Source organism: Dorea acetigenes (assembly GCF_025567385.1).
GTDB lineage: Bacteria > Bacillota > Clostridia > Lachnospirales > Lachnospiraceae > Claveliimonas > Claveliimonas acetigenes.
On sequence record NZ_JAOQJU010000009.1, the window covers coordinates 18,954 to 38,485 of the forward strand.

The window sequence follows — 19,532 nt, forward strand, 5'->3', positions numbered from 1 at the left end:
GAATCAAAAATGTCAATTACACAAGAAACATTGCAGCAGCATTTAAAAGATCCGGCAATCTTTTGCTGCAGAAGAGAAAAAGGCCTTGTAATCAGTGCGGCAGACTTAGAGGATCCGAGCCTGTTTGACGATATGGTTGAAGCAGGGCTTTTGACACTGAGTGATGATGGCCTGCGCATTGAACAGGTTATCGGCAGTACTCTTCTTACAGATGTCGAGGCGCTCACACCTATTACAAGAGACGTACTTGACAAAATAAACGAAGTAGAAGAGGAAACAGCGGCGGCTCCGGAAGAAGAGAAAGAAGCTCCGGCAGCACCGGTTGCAAAAAGTGCAGTAGGAGGTAATGGAATGATTCATATTGAAATCGGAAAAGCAGAAAAATTTGAGGGATTAACACTGGATGTACCGGTATTTGCAGGAACAGCTCCGGCTCCGGCAGCTCCGGCTCCGGAACAGGCACCTAATGCAGGAGAAAAGACAGTAATCCGCAATCTTGTAAAGAAACACATCAAAATCAATGATGTAAAGCTTGGAAATGAGACATCTATTAAGGATGGCATTATTACAATTAATAAGGATATTGTAAAAGATGCGGTAAAGGAAGATGCTCTGTGTAAGAGCCTTGAACTTGAAGTGATTCATCCTAATGAGAGGCATATCTATACAGAAACGATTATGGATGTATGCCCAATCGCTACAAAAGTAGAAGGAGAACTTGGGGAAGGCATTACGAAGGTTGTTGACGGTGTTGTATTTATGCTGACGGGTGTAGATGAAGATGGCGTTCAGGTTCATGAATTTGGATCTTCTGAGGGATATCTTGATGAGAAGATGTTCTTTGGACATCCCGGCTGTGCTGATGAGAACGATATTATTATCCGCTGTCATGCTGTAATTGAGAGATTGTCCGGTATGACACGTCCGGGTCCATTTGCAGCTCACAAATGCCAGGATTATATTGTTCAGGCAGTCCGCGAACAGTTGAAAGGATACGAGGGAGAAGTTGTTCGTGAAGAGATTTGTGAAGATGTGCGCCGTGTAGGAAATCCGCGTGTTGTATTAGTAAAAGAAATTATGGGACAGGGTGCTATGCATGATAATGTTATCTGCCCGACAGAGCCTTGTGGTATCCAGGGTGGACAGAAGAACGTAGACTGCGGTAATGTGCCGATTATTCTGACCCCGAATCAGGTAAGAGATGGTTCGATTCATGCATTGACCTGTATTGGGCCTGCTACTAAAGAGATGACCCGCCACTATATCCGTGAACCACTGGTAGAGGGACTTGCGGCAGATGAAGAGCTTGATCTTGTAGGAGTAATCTGCATTGGTTCTCCACAGGTTAATGATGAGAAGCTTTGGGTATCAGAAAGACTTGGTTCTCTTCTTGAGGCTATGGATCTGGATGGCTGTATCATCACAACAGAAGGATTTGGAAATAACCATATTGATTTCATTCAGCATATCGGTCAGGCCGGCAAGAGAGATATTCCGGTTGTTGGCGTTTCATTCTGTGCATACCAGGGACAGCTTGTTGTTGGAAATGAGTATGCTACGGCGATGGTTGAAGAGAACATGGATAAGGGCGGTTTTGAAAATGATATTGCAGGATGCTCCTGCGTAACACCGGAAGTAGCTGCACGTGCTATTCAGATGCTTAAGAATAGAATGGCGGGTGTTGAAATCAAACCGGCTGAAAAGAAATGGAATAATGATATCATTAATAACAATAATAAGATTTTAGGTCTCCCGGAGACAAAACTTGTAGAAAGCGGAACTTTACACTAATGAAAATGGATTACGTGATTAACCCTGTAAAGATGGGCGGTCTGGTGAAAGAGGTATCAGGGGAAAGGATAAAGGTTCATCTGCATGGAAGACTGGGAGTAATCAAGATTCCAAGAAGCCTGATTATCAGCGAGGTTCCAATTGAAGCCGGACATGAGATGGAGTTTTACTTCAGTTATATTCAGGTCGTGGAAAAACCCTACGATTATGATGCGTCAGATATGACGCCGGATCATGAACCGGAACCATGTTTGCTTGGGGGAAAAATTACAGAGGTAAATGATACTGCCATAGAAGTGGCAGTCATGAATAATCTTGGAAGTGTTGCCGTACCGCGCCGTTGGGTATTTACCCCGATTGTGCTGGAAAAAGGACAGGATGTTGAGTTCTATTTTAGCTGCATGAAGGTGATTGGGAAGCGTGACATTCCGGCAGAAATGATTTAAGGAGGAAAGACCATGAAATTAACAACTAAGGAAGGATTACAGTCCGAAATTTTTGTACCGGTTACACCAAAACCGGTGTTTACAGAATTAAAGAAGCCATTGAATGTGTGCAAGGTTGCATTTATTACAGCAGGTGGTATTCACAAAAAAGACCAGAAACCGTTTAATACATCTGGTGACTTCTCTTATCGTACCATTGAGTTTAACACACCGTCCGAACAGTTAATGGTTACGCATGGTGGATTTGATAACTCAGATATTAATAAAGATGTAAATGCGATGTTCCCAATCGACCGTCTGCATGAACTTGTTGAAGAAGGGTTCATCGGCTCTCTTTCAGATGAGACTTATACCTTTATGGGCGGCGGCGGAAATGTTGAGAAATTTACAAATGAGACAGGACCGGAGATTGCCCGCAAATTAAAAGCGCAGGGTGTTGATATTGTGCTTTGTACAGGCGGATGCGGAACCTGCCACCGTTCTGCTACTATTGTAACAAGGTGCTGTGAGGCAGAGGGAATGAGCTGTGTAGTTATCGCTGCGCTTCCTCCGATTGCAAGACAGCAGGGTGCGCCAAGAATTACAGCGCCGCATGTACCGATTGGCTCCAATGCAGGTGAGCCGAATAATATTCCAATGCAGACAGCAATCATCAAAGAGTCTCTGGAGTGGGTTCGTGATTGCCCGAGCTTTAACCAGACAAAAGTGCTGCCATATGAATATCGTCATAATGTATAAAAATCTGGCTTGTGCGGATGGAATTTAGAATTACCAACTCTACCGGACATTGACCTAGGGAGACTGCCGGGGATGGCAGTCTCCTTAAGTTATAGCCGGATTTATTCTGCGTTAAGAAAGGAGGAAGAAGATGGGATTAGGACCAAGTATTAAAATGACTACCCTGCATCATTATAGATGCCCGCTGACAGAAGCGCTTGCTAAGGAAAAGGACATTGAATTTACAGGGATTATTGTAGACGGAGTATCGGAAGTATGTGATGATAAGATTTACACAGCGAAGCGCGTGGGAGATATGGCACAAATGCTGCGTGCCGATGCGGCAATTGTAGCAATTGATGCATGGGGAAATCATCATGTAGACTTCGTTAATGTGATTGAACAATTGGGAATTCGGGGAATTCCGAGTGTCGGGCTTAGTTATATAGCAAGACAGGGGCGCCTGGTATGCACAAACCAGTATGTAGATTGTGTTATTGATTTCAACAAAAGTGAATCGGGGTATGAATCCTGTGTTGTAGGTGAAAATAATCTGACAGATTATGATGCTATGAAAGCTGTTGCACTTGTAAAAAATAAATTGCGGAAAGCAGGAAAGCCTGTATCTGAGACAGAACTGACAGGTGAAGAATAGAAACTGCGAAGATTAGTGAGAAAAGATTTTGCGGTGACATCAGTAGAATTTGGGGACAGAACGGAAATTGACCGAGGAATCTTAAGAATTCGTAAAGGCATTGAAAAAGCTTTTCTTTCTCAGGAAAAACGCATCAAGGATATAAAAGTAAGCATTCTTCGTCCCGGTGAAAATGATTTCTTTGTCAATTCTAATTTGGATTATTCACCGATTGCATGTAAAGTACGCGGTGAACTGGGAGAAGGCGTAACGCATCTGCTTACCGGAGTTACCGTTATGCTTACCGGAGTAGAAGATGGAAGCGGCTTCCAGCCGTCTAATATTGGATCATCAGAAGGAATCTTCAAAAATCAGGTTGTATTAGACCGGGCGGGAACACCTGCGTCTGATGATTACATTCTGCATGTAGACATCCTTTTTGAAGAAGGAGAAGGAAGGACGGCAGAAGGAATTATGGCGGCTCACCGCATAACGGATAGAATTGTGCAGGAAATTCGCAAAGAGTTGGCTGGTTTGGAGAATATGAAATATACAAGGGAAGAGTTCTATGATGTTGCCAGACCCGGAAGACGTAAAGTCATTCTTGTAAAGATTGTTTCTGGTCTGGGAAATATGTACGATACTGCAATGTTTCCATATGAACCGGGAGGCTTCTTAGGCGCTCATAATATGATGGATTCTAAAAATATTCCCTATATGATTACTCCGAATCAGTGTCGGGATGGGGTCATACATTCGCTGTTATAGAATTCTTCCTGCATGAGAAAGAAGGAAAGATTGCGCATTTGCGCAATCTTTTTGCATAGAAATTATGAATATTGTCCGTTATCCGTTTTGTTGGAAATTTTATTCCGTTTCCCGGGCAAATCAATCTCAGGAATGTTGGCGTCATCGTAGATATCTGTAACAGGTTTTTTGGGTGAAGGAAGAGAGGAATCCTGGTAAACGAAAGATTCCCGGTTCCCTTCATAGGCATCCTTTGTCTTAGTATAATCGGTTGTTTTGTTTTTCATGTAGATCAACTCCTTCTGGCTTAGGATGTGCGGGTTTTTAGTAAAATATGCATTTCATAAGTCTTTACACTATTCAAAGAAATCATTATAATATAAGTGATACTATCCTATGGGGAAGGATGAACGAAAAATGAGTTTTGATGGGATAAGAAGAATGGAAGAAGGAAAACCAGAGATTGTCAGAAAACAATATACATTTACCGGGCGGGTGCAGGGTGTGGGTTTCAGGTACAGCGCGCAGTATCTTGCACAGGGACTTGGCGTAACCGGATGGGTGAAAAATGAATGGAATGGAACGGTGATTATGGAAGCCCAGGGGGAGAAGGAGCAGTTGGACCGGCTGGTTCAGCTGCTCAGGAAAAGGAGCTTTATCCGCATTGACTATGTGGCGGAGCTTACAGTTCCTGTACAGTCAGAACTGGGATTTCACGTACGTTAATATAGTGGGGATGATGGTACTATTGTTGCTGCATCACACTTGTAATGGATGATTTTAACAGTTTTGTCAGGTATTCCGCAGTTTTTTGACGATCTTGCGTGTCGTGGTTCTTCACCCAGTCCATAAAAATTCCCGCAATGGCTTCCGTATAGAATTTAGTCATAAAGGTGCGGAAATCTTCAGAGAGAGTACAATGGCTTCTCTTTTCAGTCTGGCTGATAATAGAGGATGTGATACCATAAAAATCTGTATAAAAGAAGCGTTTCATTTCTTCATGTCCAATGGAGTCATAGGCGCAGCTGATAATGTGATCGTTTTCTTCTACGTAATCCATGACGAAGGTTATGGCTTCTTCATAATCTATCAGCAAATCGAAGTGTTTTATTACATTGATAGCCTCTTCTTCGAACATCCATTTTAATAAATCATAAATATCTTCAAAATGATAGTAAAAGGTTTTACGGTTTATATTACAGTCAGTGACAAGTTCACTGACTGTAATTTTTGAAAAAGGCTTTTTTTTCATAAATTTTTTCAGTGATTCTGCGAGAGCTTTTTTGGTGTTCTGTGATATTTCTGTTTGTCTCATTTTTAAACCTCCGGTGAAGACCATTATAAACAAGAATGTCTGGTAAGTGCAAGATAAAAACCGGACATTTGTCCCAACAAATTTGTTGTTTTGTCCGGTTTTACGCAAAAATATAGTATTTGACCGTTTTATGGAACTGCAGACAAGGAATATAGTGTGTATGAAAATATTAGAAAACCAGGAGGGATGTATCAAATGTCACAGTATGTGTATAAAATTATCATGTACGTTCCTATTGGACAACGAAAAGGAAGTATGGTGGTAAATACCGTAGGAGATAAGATTGAGGGCAGAATGGAGATATTAGGCCATTCGGAGCCGTTCGGCGGCGTAATTGACGCAGAAGGAAATTGCTATATTGAAGGACGGTTTCACACATTGATGAACGAGATTCCGTTTATTGCACGGGGCACTGTCCGGGAAGACCAATTACATCTGCTGATACAAAGAGAACAGGATACATATGAGATTTTTGGCGATGCCTGTGCTGGTGGAAAGGAGTAAAAATATGCATAAATTTTATACAGGCGTTGTAAAATACCGCAGGGCAATTATGGTTTTTTTTGTGGTTTCTGCAATCATCTGCCTGTTTTTGTCTGATTTTGTTGAGGTTAATTATGATATGAATGATTACCTGCCTCAGGATTCTGCATCGACAATAGCTCTGGATGTGATGGAGACAGAGTTTGATGGAGGAATTCCCAATGCACGTGTTATGGTAAATGACGTGTCGATACCGCAGGCTCTGGAGTATAAAGAAGAGTTAAAGCAAATTGACGGAGTGCAGGATGTTACCTGGCTGAATGATACGCTGGATATTTCCATACCAATCGAAACGCAGGATGCAGATACGGTGGAGACATATTATAAGGATGGCACGGCGCTATTTACGGTAACGATAGAGGAAGAGAAGCGGGTGGAGGCAGTGGACGCAATCCGGGAATTAATCGGGGATGAAAATTCCATGACAGGAAGTGCGGTGTCGACTGCAACGGCAACTACAAATACAGTATCAGAAATCAGAAAAATTGCTCTTATTGCCGTGCTTTTTGTGCTTTTTGTGTTACTGCTTACTACAAATTCCTGGATAGAGCCGGTGCTGATTATGGTCGGGCTGGGTATTGCGATTCTCATTAATAACGGGACAAATCTAATCTTTGGAGAGATTTCTTTTGTTACCAACGCGGCGGGCAGTATCTTGCAGTTGGCGGTTTCTCTGGATTATTCCGTATTTTTGATTCACAGATTTGAAGAATGCCACAAAGAATATCTTAATGCAGAGGAGGCCATGGTGCAGGCTTTATGCAAATCCACAAGTTCGATTCTGTCCAGTGGGCTGACGACTGTAATTGGCTTTCTGGCATTGTGTTTGATGCAGTTTTTGCTGGGACCTGATCTGGGATTGGTTTTGGCAAAAGGAGTTGCCCTCAGTCTGATTACGGTATTTATTTTTATGCCGGCTTTCATCCTTACCACTTATAAAGGATTGGACAGAACGCGGCATAGACCTTTTTTGCCGGATTTTCACAGGTTTGGACGGGGAGTGTGCAGGCTGATGATTTCGTTTGTCTGCGTTTTTGCAGTGTTGGTTGTACCGGCTTATCTGGCGTCAAATTCTAATAGTTATTATTATGGTTCCAGCCATATGTTTGGGGAAGAGACGAAGATGGGTTCAGATATTAAAAAAGTAGAAGCGGTATTTGGCGAAAGCGATACCTATGTATTGCTGGTGCCGAAGGGAAATACTTCTGTGGAAAAAGAACTTTCCAATGAACTACACACGGTGCCACAGGTCACCAGTATTATTTCTTATGTGGATATGGCAGGAGCAGAAATCCCCAGGGATTTTCTGGATGAAGATACACTTTCCCTGCTGGAATCAGAACATTACAGTCGTATGGTAATTACTGTGGATGCAGACTATGAAGGAGAAGAAACCTTTGCGTTAGTAGAAACGATTCGGGGGATTGCAAAGGAGTATTATCCGGATACTTATTATCTGGCGGGGGAAGGCGTCAGTACTTATGATTTAATGGATACCGTAACAGCAGATATGGTGAAGGTCAACGCTGTGGCGATTATTGCCGTATTGCTGGTATTGATGCTGCTTCTGAAGTCGGTTCCGTTGTCAATTATTTTGGTTTTAAGTATTGAAACAGCAATTTGGCTGAATCTTTCGGTACCTTATATGTTAGGAACAAAAGTATTTTACATTGCCTATCTAATCATAAGTTCCGTTCAATTGGGGGCGACTGTGGATTACGCGATTTTGTTCTCCGATCGTTACCGGGAGTTCCGGGAGAGCTATCCGAAAAAGAAGGCAGTAACGGAGACTGTGGCTTCCGTAATCGTTTCCGTTATGACTTCAGGAAGTGTACTGACAGTAGTTGGATTCTTGCTGGGATATCTGTCATCGAATCAACTGTTAGCCCAGCTTGGCAAGTTCCTGGGAGTAGGGGCGATCTGCTCGTTATTGATTGTGCTATTTGTTTTGCCGGGATTCCTGTACTTATTTGACCGGCTGTTTATCAAAAAAACCGTAGGAGACAAGAAAAAGAGTGAAGGAGGAGTCAAAAATGAGCAAAAATAAAAAATATAAAAAGATAATGGCAGTAACAATGTGCGGCGCTTTGGCAGCAGGGATGGTTCTTTCGGTTTATGCGGATGAAGCGGCGGTTAAAGATGAAAATGTTTATGTGAATCTGAACGGGGATGGAAGTGTGGCAGACGTATATGTTGTGAATGAATATATGCTGGATGCGGACACCGATATTGTGGATTATGGAGAGTATTCTTCTGTAGAGAATTTAAGTTCAGAGGAGGAAATCATAAAAAAAGGAGACAAGGTTACTGTCGAGGCAGATCAGGGTAAATTTATTTATCAGGGAAGTCTGGAAAATGCAGTGTTACCGTGGATTATCAGCATTTCTTATACATTGGATGGGAAAAAAGTGACTGCAGAAGAATTGGCGGGAGCAGATGGAAAATTGGAGATTCATGTGGATATAAAGGAAAATCCGGATTCTGACGATACATTTTTCGACAATTATCTCATGCAGGCAACGGTGACTTTAAATACAGATTATTGCAGTGACATTATTGCGGATGGGGCGACACAGGCAAATGTAGGTACAGACAGGCAGCTCCTTTACAATATTATGGCCGGGCAGGAAAAAGAGTTTACGATAAAGGCAGATGTGACAGACTTTGAGATGACGGCGATTTCTTTTCAGGCTGTGCCCATGTCCTTTGCTATTGACAGTGATGCTATTGATAAAGAAGGCCTTGCCGAAAAAACAGATGAAATAAAGGATGCTGCAGAGGCGTTTGATGACGGAGCGAAGGCGCTGGATGACGGGACCGGAAAACTTTTGGGCGGAGCAGCAGAATTGAAGAAGGGGACGGACGAACTTTTTAGCGGAACCTTAGTATTGGAACGGGGATTCGGAAGTCTGACAGAGGGAAGCACAGCATTAAAAACAGGAACAGAAGAACTTTCCGGCAGCCTGGAGCAGATGCAGCAGGGAGCAGGTGAGCTGAAAAGTGGATTAAATGCCCTGACAGCGAATTCACCGGAATTGACAGAAGGATCGGCAGAAGTAAAAGCAGCGTTGCAGCAGATTCAGTCCAGTCTGAACAGCATTGAGACGGGGACAGAACAGATGCAGGTATTGTTGGATAGCTCCGCACAGATTCTGGCAGGTATTGAGCAGGCAGAAGCAGGGGCAGGGCAGGTCGCCGGCGGACTGGGAGTGATACAAGGCAGTTATGGTAATGTAAATGATTTAAAAACGGCAAACAGTAATGCGGCGGCATATCTGAACGGGCTTGTGGATCAGGTGAATGTTGTCCTGGGAAGCCTTCCCGGTGAAACTGTGGAACAGATTGCGGCAATGGGAGGTATAGATATCAATGGAACAATCAGTACCGTATCCGGTATTGCGGCGCTGTTAGAGCAGGACAACGATGCACTTGGTAATTTCCAGGGTGGAGTGGATCAGGCGGCGGCAGGAGCATCGGAAGTAAATGCCGGGCTGGCAACATTAAGTTCCCAGTATAAGCAGTTTGACGAACAGGTGCAGAGTCTGCCGGTTATCCTGGAAAGTATGGTGACGGATGAGATGCAGCCATTAAAAGATGCAATCAATCAGCTTACGAAAGAATACGAAAGTCTGGATACAGGACTTAACAGCTACATGGAAGGAGTGTCCGGCATTCAATCCAGTTATGATACCTTGAATGCTGCGTTAGGCCAGGCGGCGGCAGGAGCAGACGCACTGGCAGAAGGGGCAGGAAATCTGGCAGCAGGAAACGTCAGCCTTTCTTCAGGAGCATCGGGATTAATCGTCGGCACGCAGAAACTGCAGGCAGGTGCGAGTGAGGTTGTGGATGGATTGTCGGAACTAAAGGATGGTACAGGAGAACTTCTGGATGGAACCGGAGAATTCTCCGAGCAGGTTTCCGGCATAGACGAAAAGATAGAGGAAGAAATTGATAAAGCGGTTGAAGAAATTGCGGGTGGTGATTTTGAAGCGGTTTCCTTTGTTTCTGAAAAAAATAAAAATATAGGGCTGGTGCAGTTTGTGATGCAGACAGAAGCAATCAGCGTCCCGGAGGAGACGGAAGAGGAGCCTGCAGAGAAAGAGGAAAGTGTTTGGGACAAAATTAAGAACCTGTTTTAAGAGGCTTTACACTGTTCGACGAAATCACTATAATAAATAGAAGAAAACAAGATGTCGGACAGGTGAAAAATGGGTTTGAAAAAAATATTGATTATTGATGATGATTTATATATTGGCAATATGCTGGAAGAGATACTTACCAGGGAGGGCTACAGTGTTTCCCGCGCTTATTCAGGGACGGAAGCATTGCTTGCCCTTTCCCGGGCAAAGCCGGATCTTGTACTGCTTGACCTGATGCTGCCGGGGCTGAATGGAGAAGAGGTTCTTCCGCATATAAAAGGAATTCCTGTTATTGTAGTGAGCGCAAAGGTAGATATTGACCATAAAGTAGAGGTGCTGCTTGGAGGTGCCGTTGATTACGTGACGAAGCCGTTTAACACGAAAGAGCTTCTGGCGCGTATTGCGGTGCAGCTTCGTACTGCGGCGCCTTTTTTTAGTTCAACTTTAACATTTGATGGTCTGACTCTGGATATGGATACCCACATGGTTGCGTTTGAGACAACCGAGATTAAGCTGACGAGAACGGAGTTTGCAATTTTAAAACTACTGATGCAAAATCCCTCGCAGGTTATTACGAAATCACAGATCCTGGAGCGAATCAGTGAAAATACTCCGGATTGCACGGAAAATTCCCTGAAAATGCATATCAGCAATCTGCGCAGAAAGCTTCGGGAAGTAAGCGGCAGGGATTACATAGAGGCTGTATGGGGAATTGGATTCAAACTTTAAGAAATCTTTACGTTTTTCTTTACTGGTTCCTTTACGATTATCCGATAGAATATCAGCAATAAGGAGGTTGATATTTATGGATTATATTTTGAGAACGAATGATTTGAGTAAAAGCTACAGGGATTTCAAGGCGTTAGACGGGTTGTCTATGAATGTCCCGCGGGGCGCAATTTACGGATTTGTAGGCAAGAACGGAGCAGGAAAGACGACGTTGATTCGTCTGATCTGCGGGCTGCAGGAGCCTACATCGGGAAGTTACACATTGTATGGAAGAGAAAATGCAGACAGGGAGATGAGAAAGTCGCGCAGAAGAATGGGGGCTGTTGTGGAGACGCCGTCTATTTATCTGGATATGACGGCAGAAGATAATCTGAGGCAGCAGTACCGTATTCTGGGGCTTCCGTCTTTTGACGGGTTGGAAGATGTCTTGAAGCTGGTGGGGCTTGAAAATACAGGAAAAAAGAAAGCGAAGCACTTTTCCCTGGGTATGCGCCAGAGACTGGGAATTGCCATAGCACTTGTTGGTGATCCGGATTTTCTTGTGCTGGATGAGCCTGTAAATGGTCTTGATCCACAGGGAATTATTGAGATACGGGAGCTGATTTTACGGCTGAATCATGAGCGGCAGATTACGGTTCTTATTTCCAGCCATATTCTGGATGAATTGTCCAGGCTTGCGACCCATTACGGATTTATTGACAGCGGGCGTATTGTCAGGGAATTAAGCGCAGAGGAGTTAGAGGCGGCATGCAGGAAATGTATCCGCATAGAAGTAAGCAATACCGGGACGCTGGCCTGTGTGCTTGACGAAATGAAGTTGGATTACAAGATTCTTACGGACACAGAGGCATATGTGTACGCAAAGGTAAATGTGACGGAGCTGGTGCTTGCACTTGCAGAGCGTGACTGTGAGGTATTCTCTGTGCAGGAGAAAGAGGAAAGCCTGGAAAGCTATTATGTCAGTCTGGTAGGAGGTGGAAAGAATGAGTAAATTATTATCTGCCGAATTTGTGAGATTGTGTAAAAGCTTTGTTTTTAAATTAGGGATATTGTTTTCGGCCGGCTCAGGCGTATTTATGGTTCTGATGCGATGGGCGGATGTAAGAAAAAATGCGGATGAATATGCGCAGCTGAGTGTGGAATATAGCAATACAGACGCTTTGATTTTTGTAGGAGGGCTTTATCTTATTTTTGCGGCTGCTGTGGTGGTCGGACTTTTTGTGGGAACGGAATATTCGGATGGAACCATTCGCAACAAGCTGTCGGCAGGACACGCGCGAAGGGATATTTATCTGTCAAAGCTTATCGTCTGTGCCGCTGCAGACGTTGTGATATATGTAGTGTATATCCTGGTAGTCCTGGGATTGGGGCAGATTCTGCTTGGCGGAACGACATTTCATGTGAAAGAGATTCTTGTTTTCGGGGCGGCAGGTATTACCGCCATGCTGGCAATGACTGCTTTGCTTTTACTGTTCTCTATGTCAATTCAAAGTAAAGCATCGGGTTCCGTTGTCTGCCTGCTTTCTGCCATTATTTTGCTTTTTGCAGCGCTTATCATCTATCAGCGCCTGGAAGCCCCGGAATATTACGAAGCCTATTCTTATGTTGATGAAGAAACGGGCGAGACTATAGAAGTAGAAAGGGAGAAAAATGACCGATATTTGTCAGGAAGGAAGAGAGAGGTTTATGAATTTTTGTATAATTTTCTTCCGGTTTCTCAATTATACCAGATTGCAATGAATGAGCCGGACAATTTGAAGCTGATGGTAGTATATGATTTTGTAATTGTTGTAATTACAACAGGTGTGGGGATTGCGATTTTTAAGAAAAAGAATATCAAATAGGAGATTACTATGGAAATGTGGTTGTGCGCCGTCATTGGCATTTTGGTTTTGAAAATCTATTTATTGCGAAAAAGTGTAAGGGAAATAGAAGATGGATTTGTAGAAAGGCTCACAACCGACACAAATACGCTGATTGATATTTCCAGCCATGATAAGGCAGTGAAGGATCTGGCAAATACAATCAATGGACAGCTTAGACAGCTAAGAGAAGAACGGCACCGTTTCTGTCAGGGTGACAGGGAGCTTAAGGACGCAGTGACAAATATTTCTCATGACCTGCGGACTCCGTTGACTGCTATCTGTGGTTATCTGGATCTGCTGGAGCAGGAAGAAAAGTCGGAGGCAGCGGAGCGTTATACGGAGATCATTCGGAACCGGACAGAGCTTCTAAAGCAGTTGACAGAAGAACTGTTTCGATATTCGATTGTTTTAGCTGATGAAAATGACAGAGCAAGAGAGCCTGTCGTGCTGAATCATGTACTGGAAGAGAGTATTGCAGCATTCTATACTTCTTTTCGTGAAAGAGGAATCCAGCCGGACATCCGGCTTCCAAAACAGCCGGTAGTCCGGATGCTGGATCCAGTTACTCTGCCCCGTGTATTTTCAAACCTCCTCCATAATGCCATGAAATACAGTGATGGAGATTTGCAGATCACATTAACGCAGGACGGAGAGATTACTTTCATTAACCAGGCATCCTCGTTAAATGAAGTGCAGGTTGGCAGATTGTTTGACCGATTCTATACGGTGGAAACTGCCAGGAAATCCACAGGACTGGGGCTTGCGATTGCCCGGCGCCTGGTGGGGCAGATGGGTGGCAGTATATCTGCTGAATATAAAGATGGTAAATTGTGTATCCGTATTCTTTTCCCTGCTATTTATAAAATTCAATGATATTTTCAAGCTTTGCTGACATATTAATAAGTAGCATATCAATTAAGGTTAGTGCAGCCATGGATTCGACAACTACAACGGCTCTCGGCACAATCACCGGGTCGTGGCGGCCATGGATAGAAAGCTCTATCTCATCACCGGAGGTGTTGACAGTCTGCTGTACTCTGGAGATGGAGGGAGTTGGTTTTACCGCAGCCCGGAGGATAAGGGTACTGCCATCGCTCATTCCGCCCAAAGTCCCGCCGGAATGGTTGGTGGCTTTCTGTATGTCATGCCCCCCGGAAGCGGTGCGGAATGGGTCGTTATTGCTGCTTCCGTTTGCAGACGCAGCGTGGAAGCCGTCGCCGATTTCTACGCCTTTAACTGCTCCGATGGACATGATGGCTTTGGCAAGATTTGCATCCAGTTTTTCAAAAACGGGTTCGCCGATTCCTACAGGGAGACCTGTAATCGAACATTCAATAATGCCGCCTGAAGAGTCTTGATTTTTCATGCATTCTTCTAGATATTCTGCAGCCCGGAGAGCGTAAGCTTGATTTGGCATCTGAAGGCTGTTCTGGGAGATACAGGAGAAATCATATTCGTTTTCTGGGATTACGATATTGCCGATGGCCTTGGTATATGCTCTGACTTCAATACCCAACTGCTGTAAAATCCGGGAAGCAACAGCACCGGCGGCTACTCTGCCGATGGTCTCACGTCCGGAAGAGCGTCCGCCGCCTCTGTAATCCCGGAAGCCATATTTTTCAGAGAAGGTATAGTCAGCGTGCCCGGGACGATAGCAATCCTTAATATTGCCGTAATCCCTGGAAATCTGGTCTTCATTTCGAACGATAAGAGAAATGGGAGTCCCTGTGGTCTTCCCCTCAAAGATACCAGATAGAATCTCGACTTTATCTCCTTCATTCCGTTTTGTAGTATAACGGCTCTGTCCCGGCTTCCTGCGGTCGAGAAAGCTTTGTATATCTGTTTCACAAAGAGAAAGCCCTGCAGGGCAGCCGTCGATGACAACACCAATTGCGGCTCCGTGGGATTCTCCCCAGGTTGTAATTTTAAAAAGTGTTCCATAAGTTGAACCTGCCATAATTTTAGTCTCCTTTCCAATCATGCATACTTCATTATATATGAAAGAAAATGGTTCTGCAATTTGATTCTGCGGCAGGTTGCTGAAAAAAGTTGAAAAAAAACGAAAATGGTATTTTCTTCTGTACTTTTTATGATAGCCGTATTATAATTACTGCATGTTGAGAATTTTGTAGAGGAGTATATTTGGATGAGTGATATAGACAAGAAAACAGGAGAGACGGAAGATAACTCAGACAAAATTGTGGAAGAGACCATGCGTGAGATTTACAGTGAAATCCATGCAATGGAAAGCAGCCCGCAGGAATCGGAAGCGGAGAACGAAGAAGCTGATGGTGATGATAGCGGGGAGAAAGAACCGGCAGAGGCAGAGACTGAGACAACTCCTGTGAAGGAAAAAAAGAAGAAAAAGAAGAAGAAAGACAAGAAGAAAAGCCCGGAGGAGACAAAAAAGAAGAAGCGCGGCTGGAAGAGAAAGCTGACAATTGTATTTGGCTCTATGCTGGGAATCCTGGTATTGGCATATCTCGGCGTGTCAGTTTTTTTTATGAACCACTTTTACATCAATACAGAGATTAATGGTACAGTTTTTTCTGCGAAGACTGCCGGACAGGTAGAAGCGTATATGGAGAAACAGGTAGATGATTATACTTTACTTTTGAAGGAATCTGACGGAAGTACCGAAGAGATTGCCGGGGAAGATATTGAGTTGGAATATTCCAGCGAAGGTACGGTGGAGAAGCTGTTAAAAGATCAGAATCCGTTTTTGTGGATTACGGCGTTGTGGGAGAAGTATGAGATTGAAGCGCCGATTGGCGTGGAATATGATGAGCAGAAACTGGAGGAGGTTATGAATAGCCTGAATTGTATGAATACAGAATCTCAGATAGCTTCTGTTTCAGCAGTGCCGGAATTCCAGGGAAGTGCATTTGGGATAAAAGAGGAAGTGATTGGTACACAGATTGATACCGAGAGCTTCAAAAAGGCTGTGAATACTGCGATTGCAGGCTTTCAGCCGGAATTGGATATGAAGGAAAAGGGATGCTATATTCTTCCCAAGTATACGAAGGACTCCCAGGAAGTTATTGCAGCGAGAGATACAATGAATAGCTATCTCGGGGCGACTGTTACCTACGATCTGAATCCTTATACAGAAGTAGTGGATGCATTTGTCATCTCACAATGGCTGACAGTCGATGAGAATATGAACGTGACTTTCAATGAAGACGGAGTACGTAATTATGTCCAGGAGCTTGCTAATAAGTATAATACCTACGGGAAGACAAGAGTCTTTACGACTGGTTATGGCAATACGGTAGAAGTGGCCGGCGGCAATTATGGATGGATTATTGATAAGGATGCAGAATATGAGGCGCTGCTTGCCAATATCAGGAATGTGGAGACGGTTACCCGTGAGCCGAATTACAGCAGCAGGGCAGTGTCCCATGATACCAATGATTTTGGCAATACTTACGCAGAAGTGGATCTGACGAATCAGCACATGTTCTTCTTCCAGAATGGACAGTGCGTCCTGCAGTCGGATGTCGTAACGGGTAATCCGAATAAAGGAAATGGGACGCCGCAGGGAACTTATGTTTTGGCATATAAGACGAAGGATTCTGTGCTCAGGGGACCAAAATTGCCGGATGGAACCTATGAATGGGAGTCACCTGTAGACTTTTGGATGCCGTTTAATGGTGGGATTGGATTTCATGATGCAACATGGCAGTCTGCATTCGGCGGTTCCAGATATCTGACATACGGTTCCCATGGCTGTGTCAATCTTCCATATGACGTGGCCGCACAATTGTATACTTATGTAGATGCCGGAACTCCGGTAATCTGCCATTATTAAAAAGGAATTTGCTTATGTATGAATTGATAAAAAGAGACGGCCTTGCCAGAAGAGGCAGGCTTCACACGGTGCATGGGACGATAGAAACGCCCGTATTTATGAATGTAGGAACAGCGGCTGCCATTAAGGGAGCCGTTTCTACTGAGGATCTGCAGCAGATTGGCACACAGGTAGAACTTTCCAATACTTATCACCTTCATGTCAGGCCGGGTGATGAAGTGGTGAAAAAAATGGGAGGACTTCACCGATTTATGGTATGGGATAAGCCCATTCTTACAGATTCGGGCGGATTCCAGGTGTTCTCTCTTGCGGGTCTGCGCAGGATTAAAGAAGAAGGGGTTTATTTCCATTCTCATATAGATGGAAGAAAGATCTTCATGGGACCGGAAGAAAGTATGCAGATACAGTCGAACCTTGCATCCACCATAGCGATGGCTTTTGATGAATGCCCTTCCAGCGTGGCTGACAGGGATTATATTGAGCGGTCTGTAGATCGTACTACAAGGTGGCTGGCAAGATGCAAAGCTGAGATGGCAAGGCTGAATGAGCTTCCGGAAACGATTAATAAAAACCAGCTTCTCTTTGGAATTAATCAGGGCGGTGTCTATGAGGATATCCGTGTCCGTCATGCAAGAGAGATTGCTGCTATGGACTTGGATGGTTATGCCGTTGGCGGTCTGGCGGTGGGAGAATCTCATGAAGAAATGTACCGGATTTTGGATGCGGTTGTGCCGGAACTTCCGGAGGACAAGCCTGTTTATCTGATGGGAGTAGGGACACCTGCGAATATCCTGGAAGCGGTAGACCGGGGGGTGGATTTCTTTGACTGTGTATATCCCAGCAGGAACGGACGCCATGGACATGTTTATACAAAACAGGGAAAGCTGAACTTGTTTAATGCAAAATATGAGCTGGATGGCCGCCCGATAGAAGAAGGCTGCCGATGCCCGGCGTGCAGGACCTACTCCAGGGCGTATATCAGGCATCTGCTTAAGGCAAAAGAAATGCTGGGGATGCGGCTTTGTGTCCTGCATAATCTTTATTTCTATAATCATTTGATGGAAGAGATAAGAGAAGCAATCGAGGCGGGAAATTATAAAGCATACAAAGAAAAGACATTAGAAGGTCTTCAGGGGAAATAAAAATCCTAAAAAACACTTGCTGAAAAGATTATTATTGTGTATGATAACAATAGTGTGAAAAAAGAGTAGGAGGAAAGAATATGTTCGCATTAGCAGCAGCCAACACAACAGGCAGTTTGTTTACTATGATTCTTATATACGCGGTGATTATCGGAGGCTTCTGGTTCTTGCTTATGAGACCGCAGAAGAAAGAGCAGAAGAGAGTTGCGGCGATGATTGCCGAGATGGAAGTAGGAGATACTGTACTTACGACGAGCGGCTTTTATGGCGTGATTATTGACATTACGGAAGATGATGTGATTGTCGAATTTGGAAGCAACAAGAACTGCCGTATTCCGATGCAGAAGACGGCGATTGCGCAGGTAGAGAAGGCAGGAGCGGCTGAGTAATCCATGGAGGGTATGAAGCAGAGTGTTATCTGAGAAAAACAGAGAACACTCTGTTTTTTTACACTTTTGTTTGTTAAAGGGTTGAAACGAATCAGAAAATGCGATATTATAGGGAATAATGAAGATTTAGGAGAAAGGAAGAGAAGTATGGACCTGAAGATTGGGGTTATTAAGGGTGACGGGATCGGACCGGAGATTGTGACGGAAGCTATGAAAGTGCTGGATCGGGTAGCAGAAAAATATGGGCATATCTGTACATACGAACAATTGTTAATGGGCGGTGCGTCTATTGACGTGCATGGCATACCGCTTACGGATGAGACGATAGAGAAGGCAAAGGCATGTGAGGCTGTTTTGATGGGATCTATCGGAGGCGATGCGAAGACGTCTCCCTGGTATCAGCTTGAGCCGTCTAAACGCCCGGAGGCGGGGCTTCTGAAAATTCGCAAAGCGTTGAATCTTTTCGCAAATTTACGTCCTGCAGTGTTGTACGATGAACTAAAAGGAGCATGTCCGCTGAAGGAAGAGATTACCGAGGGCGGATTTGATATGATGATTATGAGGGAACTGACCGGCGGATTGTATTTTGGAGAGCGAAAGACTGTAGAGGAAGATGGTGTGATGACGGCATATGATTCCCTTACATATAATGAGAACGAGATTCGCAGGATTGCGAGACGGGGATTTGATATTGCCAGAAAGCGCAGAAAGAAAGTAACCAGTGTGGATAAAGCGAATGTGCTGGATTCCTCCAGATTATGGCGGAAGGTAGTAGAAGAGGTGGCAAAGGAGTATCCGGATGTCACTCTGGAGCATATGCTGGTAGATAACTGTGCAATGCAGTTAGTGAAGGATCCAAAGCAGTTTGACGTTATCCTGACGGAAAATATGTTTGGAGATATTTTATCGGATGAAGCAAGTATGGTAACCGGATCTATCGGGATGCTTGCAAGTGCAAGCTTGAATGAGACGAAGTTCGGGCTTTATGAGCCAAGCGGCGGATCAGCGCCGGATATTGCAGGGAAAGGAATAGCCAATCCCATTGCAACCATTCTTTCTGCTGCAATGATGCTGCGTTTCAGCTTTGACCTTGACAAAGAAGCGGACGCTATAGAAGAAGCTGTTGCGAAGGCTCTGAAAGAAGGATACCGCACGGTTGATATCATGTCAGAAGGAAAGAAGCAGGTTGGGACATCTGAGATGGGCAGCCTGATTGCAGGTTTTATATCATAATTTACGTATCAGTTCAGCCATAAGTCGGATT

At 44.2% G+C, this 19,532-nt stretch carries 20 protein-coding genes; 17 read left to right on the forward strand and 3 right to left on the reverse strand.

What is annotated here, in order from left to right:
- Window positions 1-9 precede the first annotated feature (9 nt).
- From prdA to OCV99_RS09005, 5 genes are all read left to right on the forward strand, one after another.
- The gene (prdA, locus tag OCV99_RS08985; RefSeq protein ID WP_158369906.1) at window positions 10-1,791 is read left to right on the forward strand and encodes a D-proline reductase (dithiol) proprotein PrdA; all 1,782 of its coding nucleotides are present in this window, start codon (window positions 10-12) and stop codon (window positions 1,789-1,791) included.
- Window positions 1,791-2,237 carry a CBO2463/CBO2479 domain-containing protein gene (locus OCV99_RS08990; protein ID WP_158369908.1) on the forward strand — a complete coding sequence of 149 codons (447 nt, stop codon included), beginning with the start codon at window positions 1,791-1,793 and terminating at the stop codon, window positions 2,235-2,237. The genes prdA and OCV99_RS08990 overlap by 1 nt, the downstream gene beginning before the upstream one ends.
- Before the next feature lie 12 nt (window positions 2,238-2,249).
- Window positions 2,250-2,975: a D-proline reductase (dithiol) protein PrdB gene (gene prdB / locus OCV99_RS08995; RefSeq protein WP_158369910.1), complete on the forward strand. Its 726-nt coding sequence runs from the start codon at window positions 2,250-2,252 to the stop codon at window positions 2,973-2,975.
- A gap of 130 nt (window positions 2,976-3,105) precedes the next feature.
- Complete coding sequence (locus tag OCV99_RS09000; RefSeq protein WP_262575267.1) at window positions 3,106-3,609, forward strand: glycine/sarcosine/betaine reductase component B subunit; 504 nt, start codon at window positions 3,106-3,108, stop codon at window positions 3,607-3,609.
- Window positions 3,610-3,642: 33 nt separating this feature from the next.
- The gene (locus OCV99_RS09005; protein ID WP_416810590.1) at window positions 3,643-4,356 is read left to right on the forward strand and encodes a glycine/sarcosine/betaine reductase component B subunit; all 714 of its coding nucleotides are present in this window, start codon (window positions 3,643-3,645) and stop codon (window positions 4,354-4,356) included.
- Between the two features lie 62 nt (window positions 4,357-4,418).
- Here the strand turns inward: OCV99_RS09005 and OCV99_RS09010 are convergent, their stop codons facing one another.
- Window positions 4,419-4,622 (reverse strand): hypothetical protein, encoded by a 204-nt coding sequence (locus tag OCV99_RS09010; RefSeq protein ID WP_158369912.1) that lies wholly within the window; start codon window positions 4,620-4,622, stop codon window positions 4,419-4,421.
- Between the two features lie 130 nt (window positions 4,623-4,752).
- On the opposite strand from OCV99_RS09010, the gene OCV99_RS09015 reads away from it, so the two are divergent.
- Window positions 4,753-5,061, forward strand: a complete 309-nt coding sequence (locus OCV99_RS09015; RefSeq protein ID WP_227192327.1) for an acylphosphatase — start codon at window positions 4,753-4,755, stop codon at window positions 5,059-5,061.
- Window positions 5,062-5,080: 19 nt separating this feature from the next.
- Here the strand turns inward: OCV99_RS09015 and OCV99_RS09020 are convergent, their stop codons facing one another.
- Window positions 5,081-5,650, reverse strand: coding sequence for a TetR/AcrR family transcriptional regulator C-terminal domain-containing protein (locus OCV99_RS09020; protein ID WP_158369914.1), 570 nt, complete (start codon window positions 5,648-5,650; stop codon window positions 5,081-5,083).
- 195 nt (window positions 5,651-5,845) lie between these two features.
- Here OCV99_RS09020 and OCV99_RS09025 point away from each other — a divergent pair, with 195 nt between their 5' ends.
- The 7 genes from OCV99_RS09025 (at window position 5,846) to OCV99_RS09055 (ending at window position 13,799) form a co-directional block, all read left to right on the forward strand.
- Window positions 5,846-6,154 (forward strand): hypothetical protein, encoded by a 309-nt coding sequence (locus tag OCV99_RS09025; RefSeq protein WP_158369916.1) that lies wholly within the window; start codon window positions 5,846-5,848, stop codon window positions 6,152-6,154.
- A 4-nt stretch (window positions 6,155-6,158) separates the two neighbouring features.
- The gene (locus tag OCV99_RS09030) at window positions 6,159-8,240 is read left to right on the forward strand and encodes an efflux RND transporter permease subunit (RefSeq protein WP_158369918.1); all 2,082 of its coding nucleotides are present in this window, start codon (window positions 6,159-6,161) and stop codon (window positions 8,238-8,240) included.
- Window positions 8,227-10,332, forward strand: coding sequence for a YhgE/Pip domain-containing protein (locus OCV99_RS09035; protein ID WP_158369920.1), 2,106 nt, complete (start codon window positions 8,227-8,229; stop codon window positions 10,330-10,332). The genes OCV99_RS09030 and OCV99_RS09035 overlap by 14 nt, the downstream gene beginning before the upstream one ends.
- A 75-nt stretch (window positions 10,333-10,407) precedes the next feature.
- On the forward strand, window positions 10,408-11,061 hold the full coding sequence (locus OCV99_RS09040; RefSeq protein WP_227192326.1) for a response regulator transcription factor: 654 nt from the start codon (window positions 10,408-10,410) through the stop codon (window positions 11,059-11,061).
- A gap of 76 nt (window positions 11,062-11,137) precedes the next feature.
- Window positions 11,138-12,052, forward strand: a complete 915-nt coding sequence (locus OCV99_RS09045) for an ABC transporter ATP-binding protein (protein ID WP_158369924.1) — start codon at window positions 11,138-11,140, stop codon at window positions 12,050-12,052.
- The gene (locus OCV99_RS09050; protein WP_158369926.1) at window positions 12,045-12,905 is read left to right on the forward strand and encodes an ABC transporter permease subunit; all 861 of its coding nucleotides are present in this window, start codon (window positions 12,045-12,047) and stop codon (window positions 12,903-12,905) included. Before OCV99_RS09045 ends, OCV99_RS09050 begins: the two co-directional genes overlap by 8 nt.
- 9 nt (window positions 12,906-12,914) lie before the next feature.
- Complete coding sequence (locus OCV99_RS09055) at window positions 12,915-13,799, forward strand: sensor histidine kinase (RefSeq protein ID WP_158369928.1); 885 nt, start codon at window positions 12,915-12,917, stop codon at window positions 13,797-13,799.
- On the opposite strand, the gene aroC is transcribed toward OCV99_RS09055, so the two are convergent.
- The gene (gene aroC / locus OCV99_RS09060) at window positions 13,780-14,883 is read right to left on the reverse strand and encodes a chorismate synthase (RefSeq protein ID WP_158369930.1); all 1,104 of its coding nucleotides are present in this window, start codon (window positions 14,881-14,883) and stop codon (window positions 13,780-13,782) included. The genes OCV99_RS09055 and aroC overlap by 20 nt on opposite strands.
- Window positions 14,884-15,072: 189 nt before the next feature.
- Between aroC and OCV99_RS09065 the strand changes: the two genes are divergently transcribed.
- The 4 genes from OCV99_RS09065 to leuB all read left to right on the forward strand — a co-directional run bounded on the left by OCV99_RS09065 (window position 15,073) and on the right by leuB (window position 19,501).
- On the forward strand, window positions 15,073-16,737 hold the full coding sequence (locus tag OCV99_RS09065; protein ID WP_158369932.1) for a L,D-transpeptidase family protein: 1,665 nt from the start codon (window positions 15,073-15,075) through the stop codon (window positions 16,735-16,737).
- Window positions 16,738-16,751: 14 nt separating this feature from the next.
- Window positions 16,752-17,879, forward strand: a complete 1,128-nt coding sequence (gene tgt, locus OCV99_RS09070; RefSeq protein ID WP_158369934.1) for a tRNA guanosine(34) transglycosylase Tgt — start codon at window positions 16,752-16,754, stop codon at window positions 17,877-17,879.
- Between the two features lie 80 nt (window positions 17,880-17,959).
- Window positions 17,960-18,268, forward strand: a complete 309-nt coding sequence (gene yajC, locus OCV99_RS09075) for a preprotein translocase subunit YajC (protein WP_158369936.1) — start codon at window positions 17,960-17,962, stop codon at window positions 18,266-18,268.
- Window positions 18,269-18,415: 147 nt separating this feature from the next.
- A complete protein-coding gene (leuB, locus tag OCV99_RS09080) occupies window positions 18,416-19,501 on the forward strand; it encodes a 3-isopropylmalate dehydrogenase (protein ID WP_158370056.1) in 1,086 nt (361 codons plus the stop codon).
- Window positions 19,502-19,532: the final 31 nt, after the last annotated feature.

What these genes read in the sequence shown, in the direction of transcription:
- OCV99_RS09050 (WP_158369926.1), top strand. Translation starts at nt 12,045, where the DNA reads ATGAGTAAATTATTATCTGCCGAATTTGTGAGATTGTGTAAAAGCTTT.
- OCV99_RS09025 (WP_158369916.1), top strand. Translation starts at nt 5,846, where the DNA reads ATGTCACAGTATGTGTATAAAATTATCATGTACGTTCCTATTGGACAA.
- OCV99_RS09010 (WP_158369912.1), bottom strand. Translation starts at nt 4,622, where the DNA reads ATGAAAAACAAAACAACCGATTATACTAAGACAAAGGATGCCTATGAA.
- OCV99_RS09045 (WP_158369924.1), top strand. Translation starts at nt 11,138, where the DNA reads ATGGATTATATTTTGAGAACGAATGATTTGAGTAAAAGCTACAGGGAT.
- OCV99_RS09020 (WP_158369914.1), bottom strand. Translation starts at nt 5,650, where the DNA reads ATGAGACAAACAGAAATATCACAGAACACCAAAAAAGCTCTCGCAGAA.
- OCV99_RS09035 (WP_158369920.1), top strand. Translation starts at nt 8,227, where the DNA reads ATGAGCAAAAATAAAAAATATAAAAAGATAATGGCAGTAACAATGTGC.
- OCV99_RS08990 (WP_158369908.1), top strand. Translation starts at nt 1,791, where the DNA reads ATGAAAATGGATTACGTGATTAACCCTGTAAAGATGGGCGGTCTGGTG.
- prdB (WP_158369910.1), top strand. Translation starts at nt 2,250, where the DNA reads ATGAAATTAACAACTAAGGAAGGATTACAGTCCGAAATTTTTGTACCG.
- OCV99_RS09065 (WP_158369932.1), top strand. Translation starts at nt 15,073, where the DNA reads ATGAGTGATATAGACAAGAAAACAGGAGAGACGGAAGATAACTCAGAC.
- prdA (WP_158369906.1), top strand. Translation starts at nt 10, where the DNA reads ATGTCAATTACACAAGAAACATTGCAGCAGCATTTAAAAGATCCGGCA.
- tgt (WP_158369934.1), top strand. Translation starts at nt 16,752, where the DNA reads ATGTATGAATTGATAAAAAGAGACGGCCTTGCCAGAAGAGGCAGGCTT.
- OCV99_RS09000 (WP_262575267.1), top strand. Translation starts at nt 3,106, where the DNA reads ATGGGATTAGGACCAAGTATTAAAATGACTACCCTGCATCATTATAGA.
- OCV99_RS09030 (WP_158369918.1), top strand. Translation starts at nt 6,159, where the DNA reads ATGCATAAATTTTATACAGGCGTTGTAAAATACCGCAGGGCAATTATG.
- yajC (WP_158369936.1), top strand. Translation starts at nt 17,960, where the DNA reads ATGTTCGCATTAGCAGCAGCCAACACAACAGGCAGTTTGTTTACTATG.
- OCV99_RS09055 (WP_158369928.1), top strand. Translation starts at nt 12,915, where the DNA reads ATGGAAATGTGGTTGTGCGCCGTCATTGGCATTTTGGTTTTGAAAATC.
- leuB (WP_158370056.1), top strand. Translation starts at nt 18,416, where the DNA reads ATGGACCTGAAGATTGGGGTTATTAAGGGTGACGGGATCGGACCGGAG.
- aroC (WP_158369930.1), bottom strand. Translation starts at nt 14,883, where the DNA reads ATGGCAGGTTCAACTTATGGAACACTTTTTAAAATTACAACCTGGGGA.
- OCV99_RS09015 (WP_227192327.1), top strand. Translation starts at nt 4,753, where the DNA reads ATGAGTTTTGATGGGATAAGAAGAATGGAAGAAGGAAAACCAGAGATT.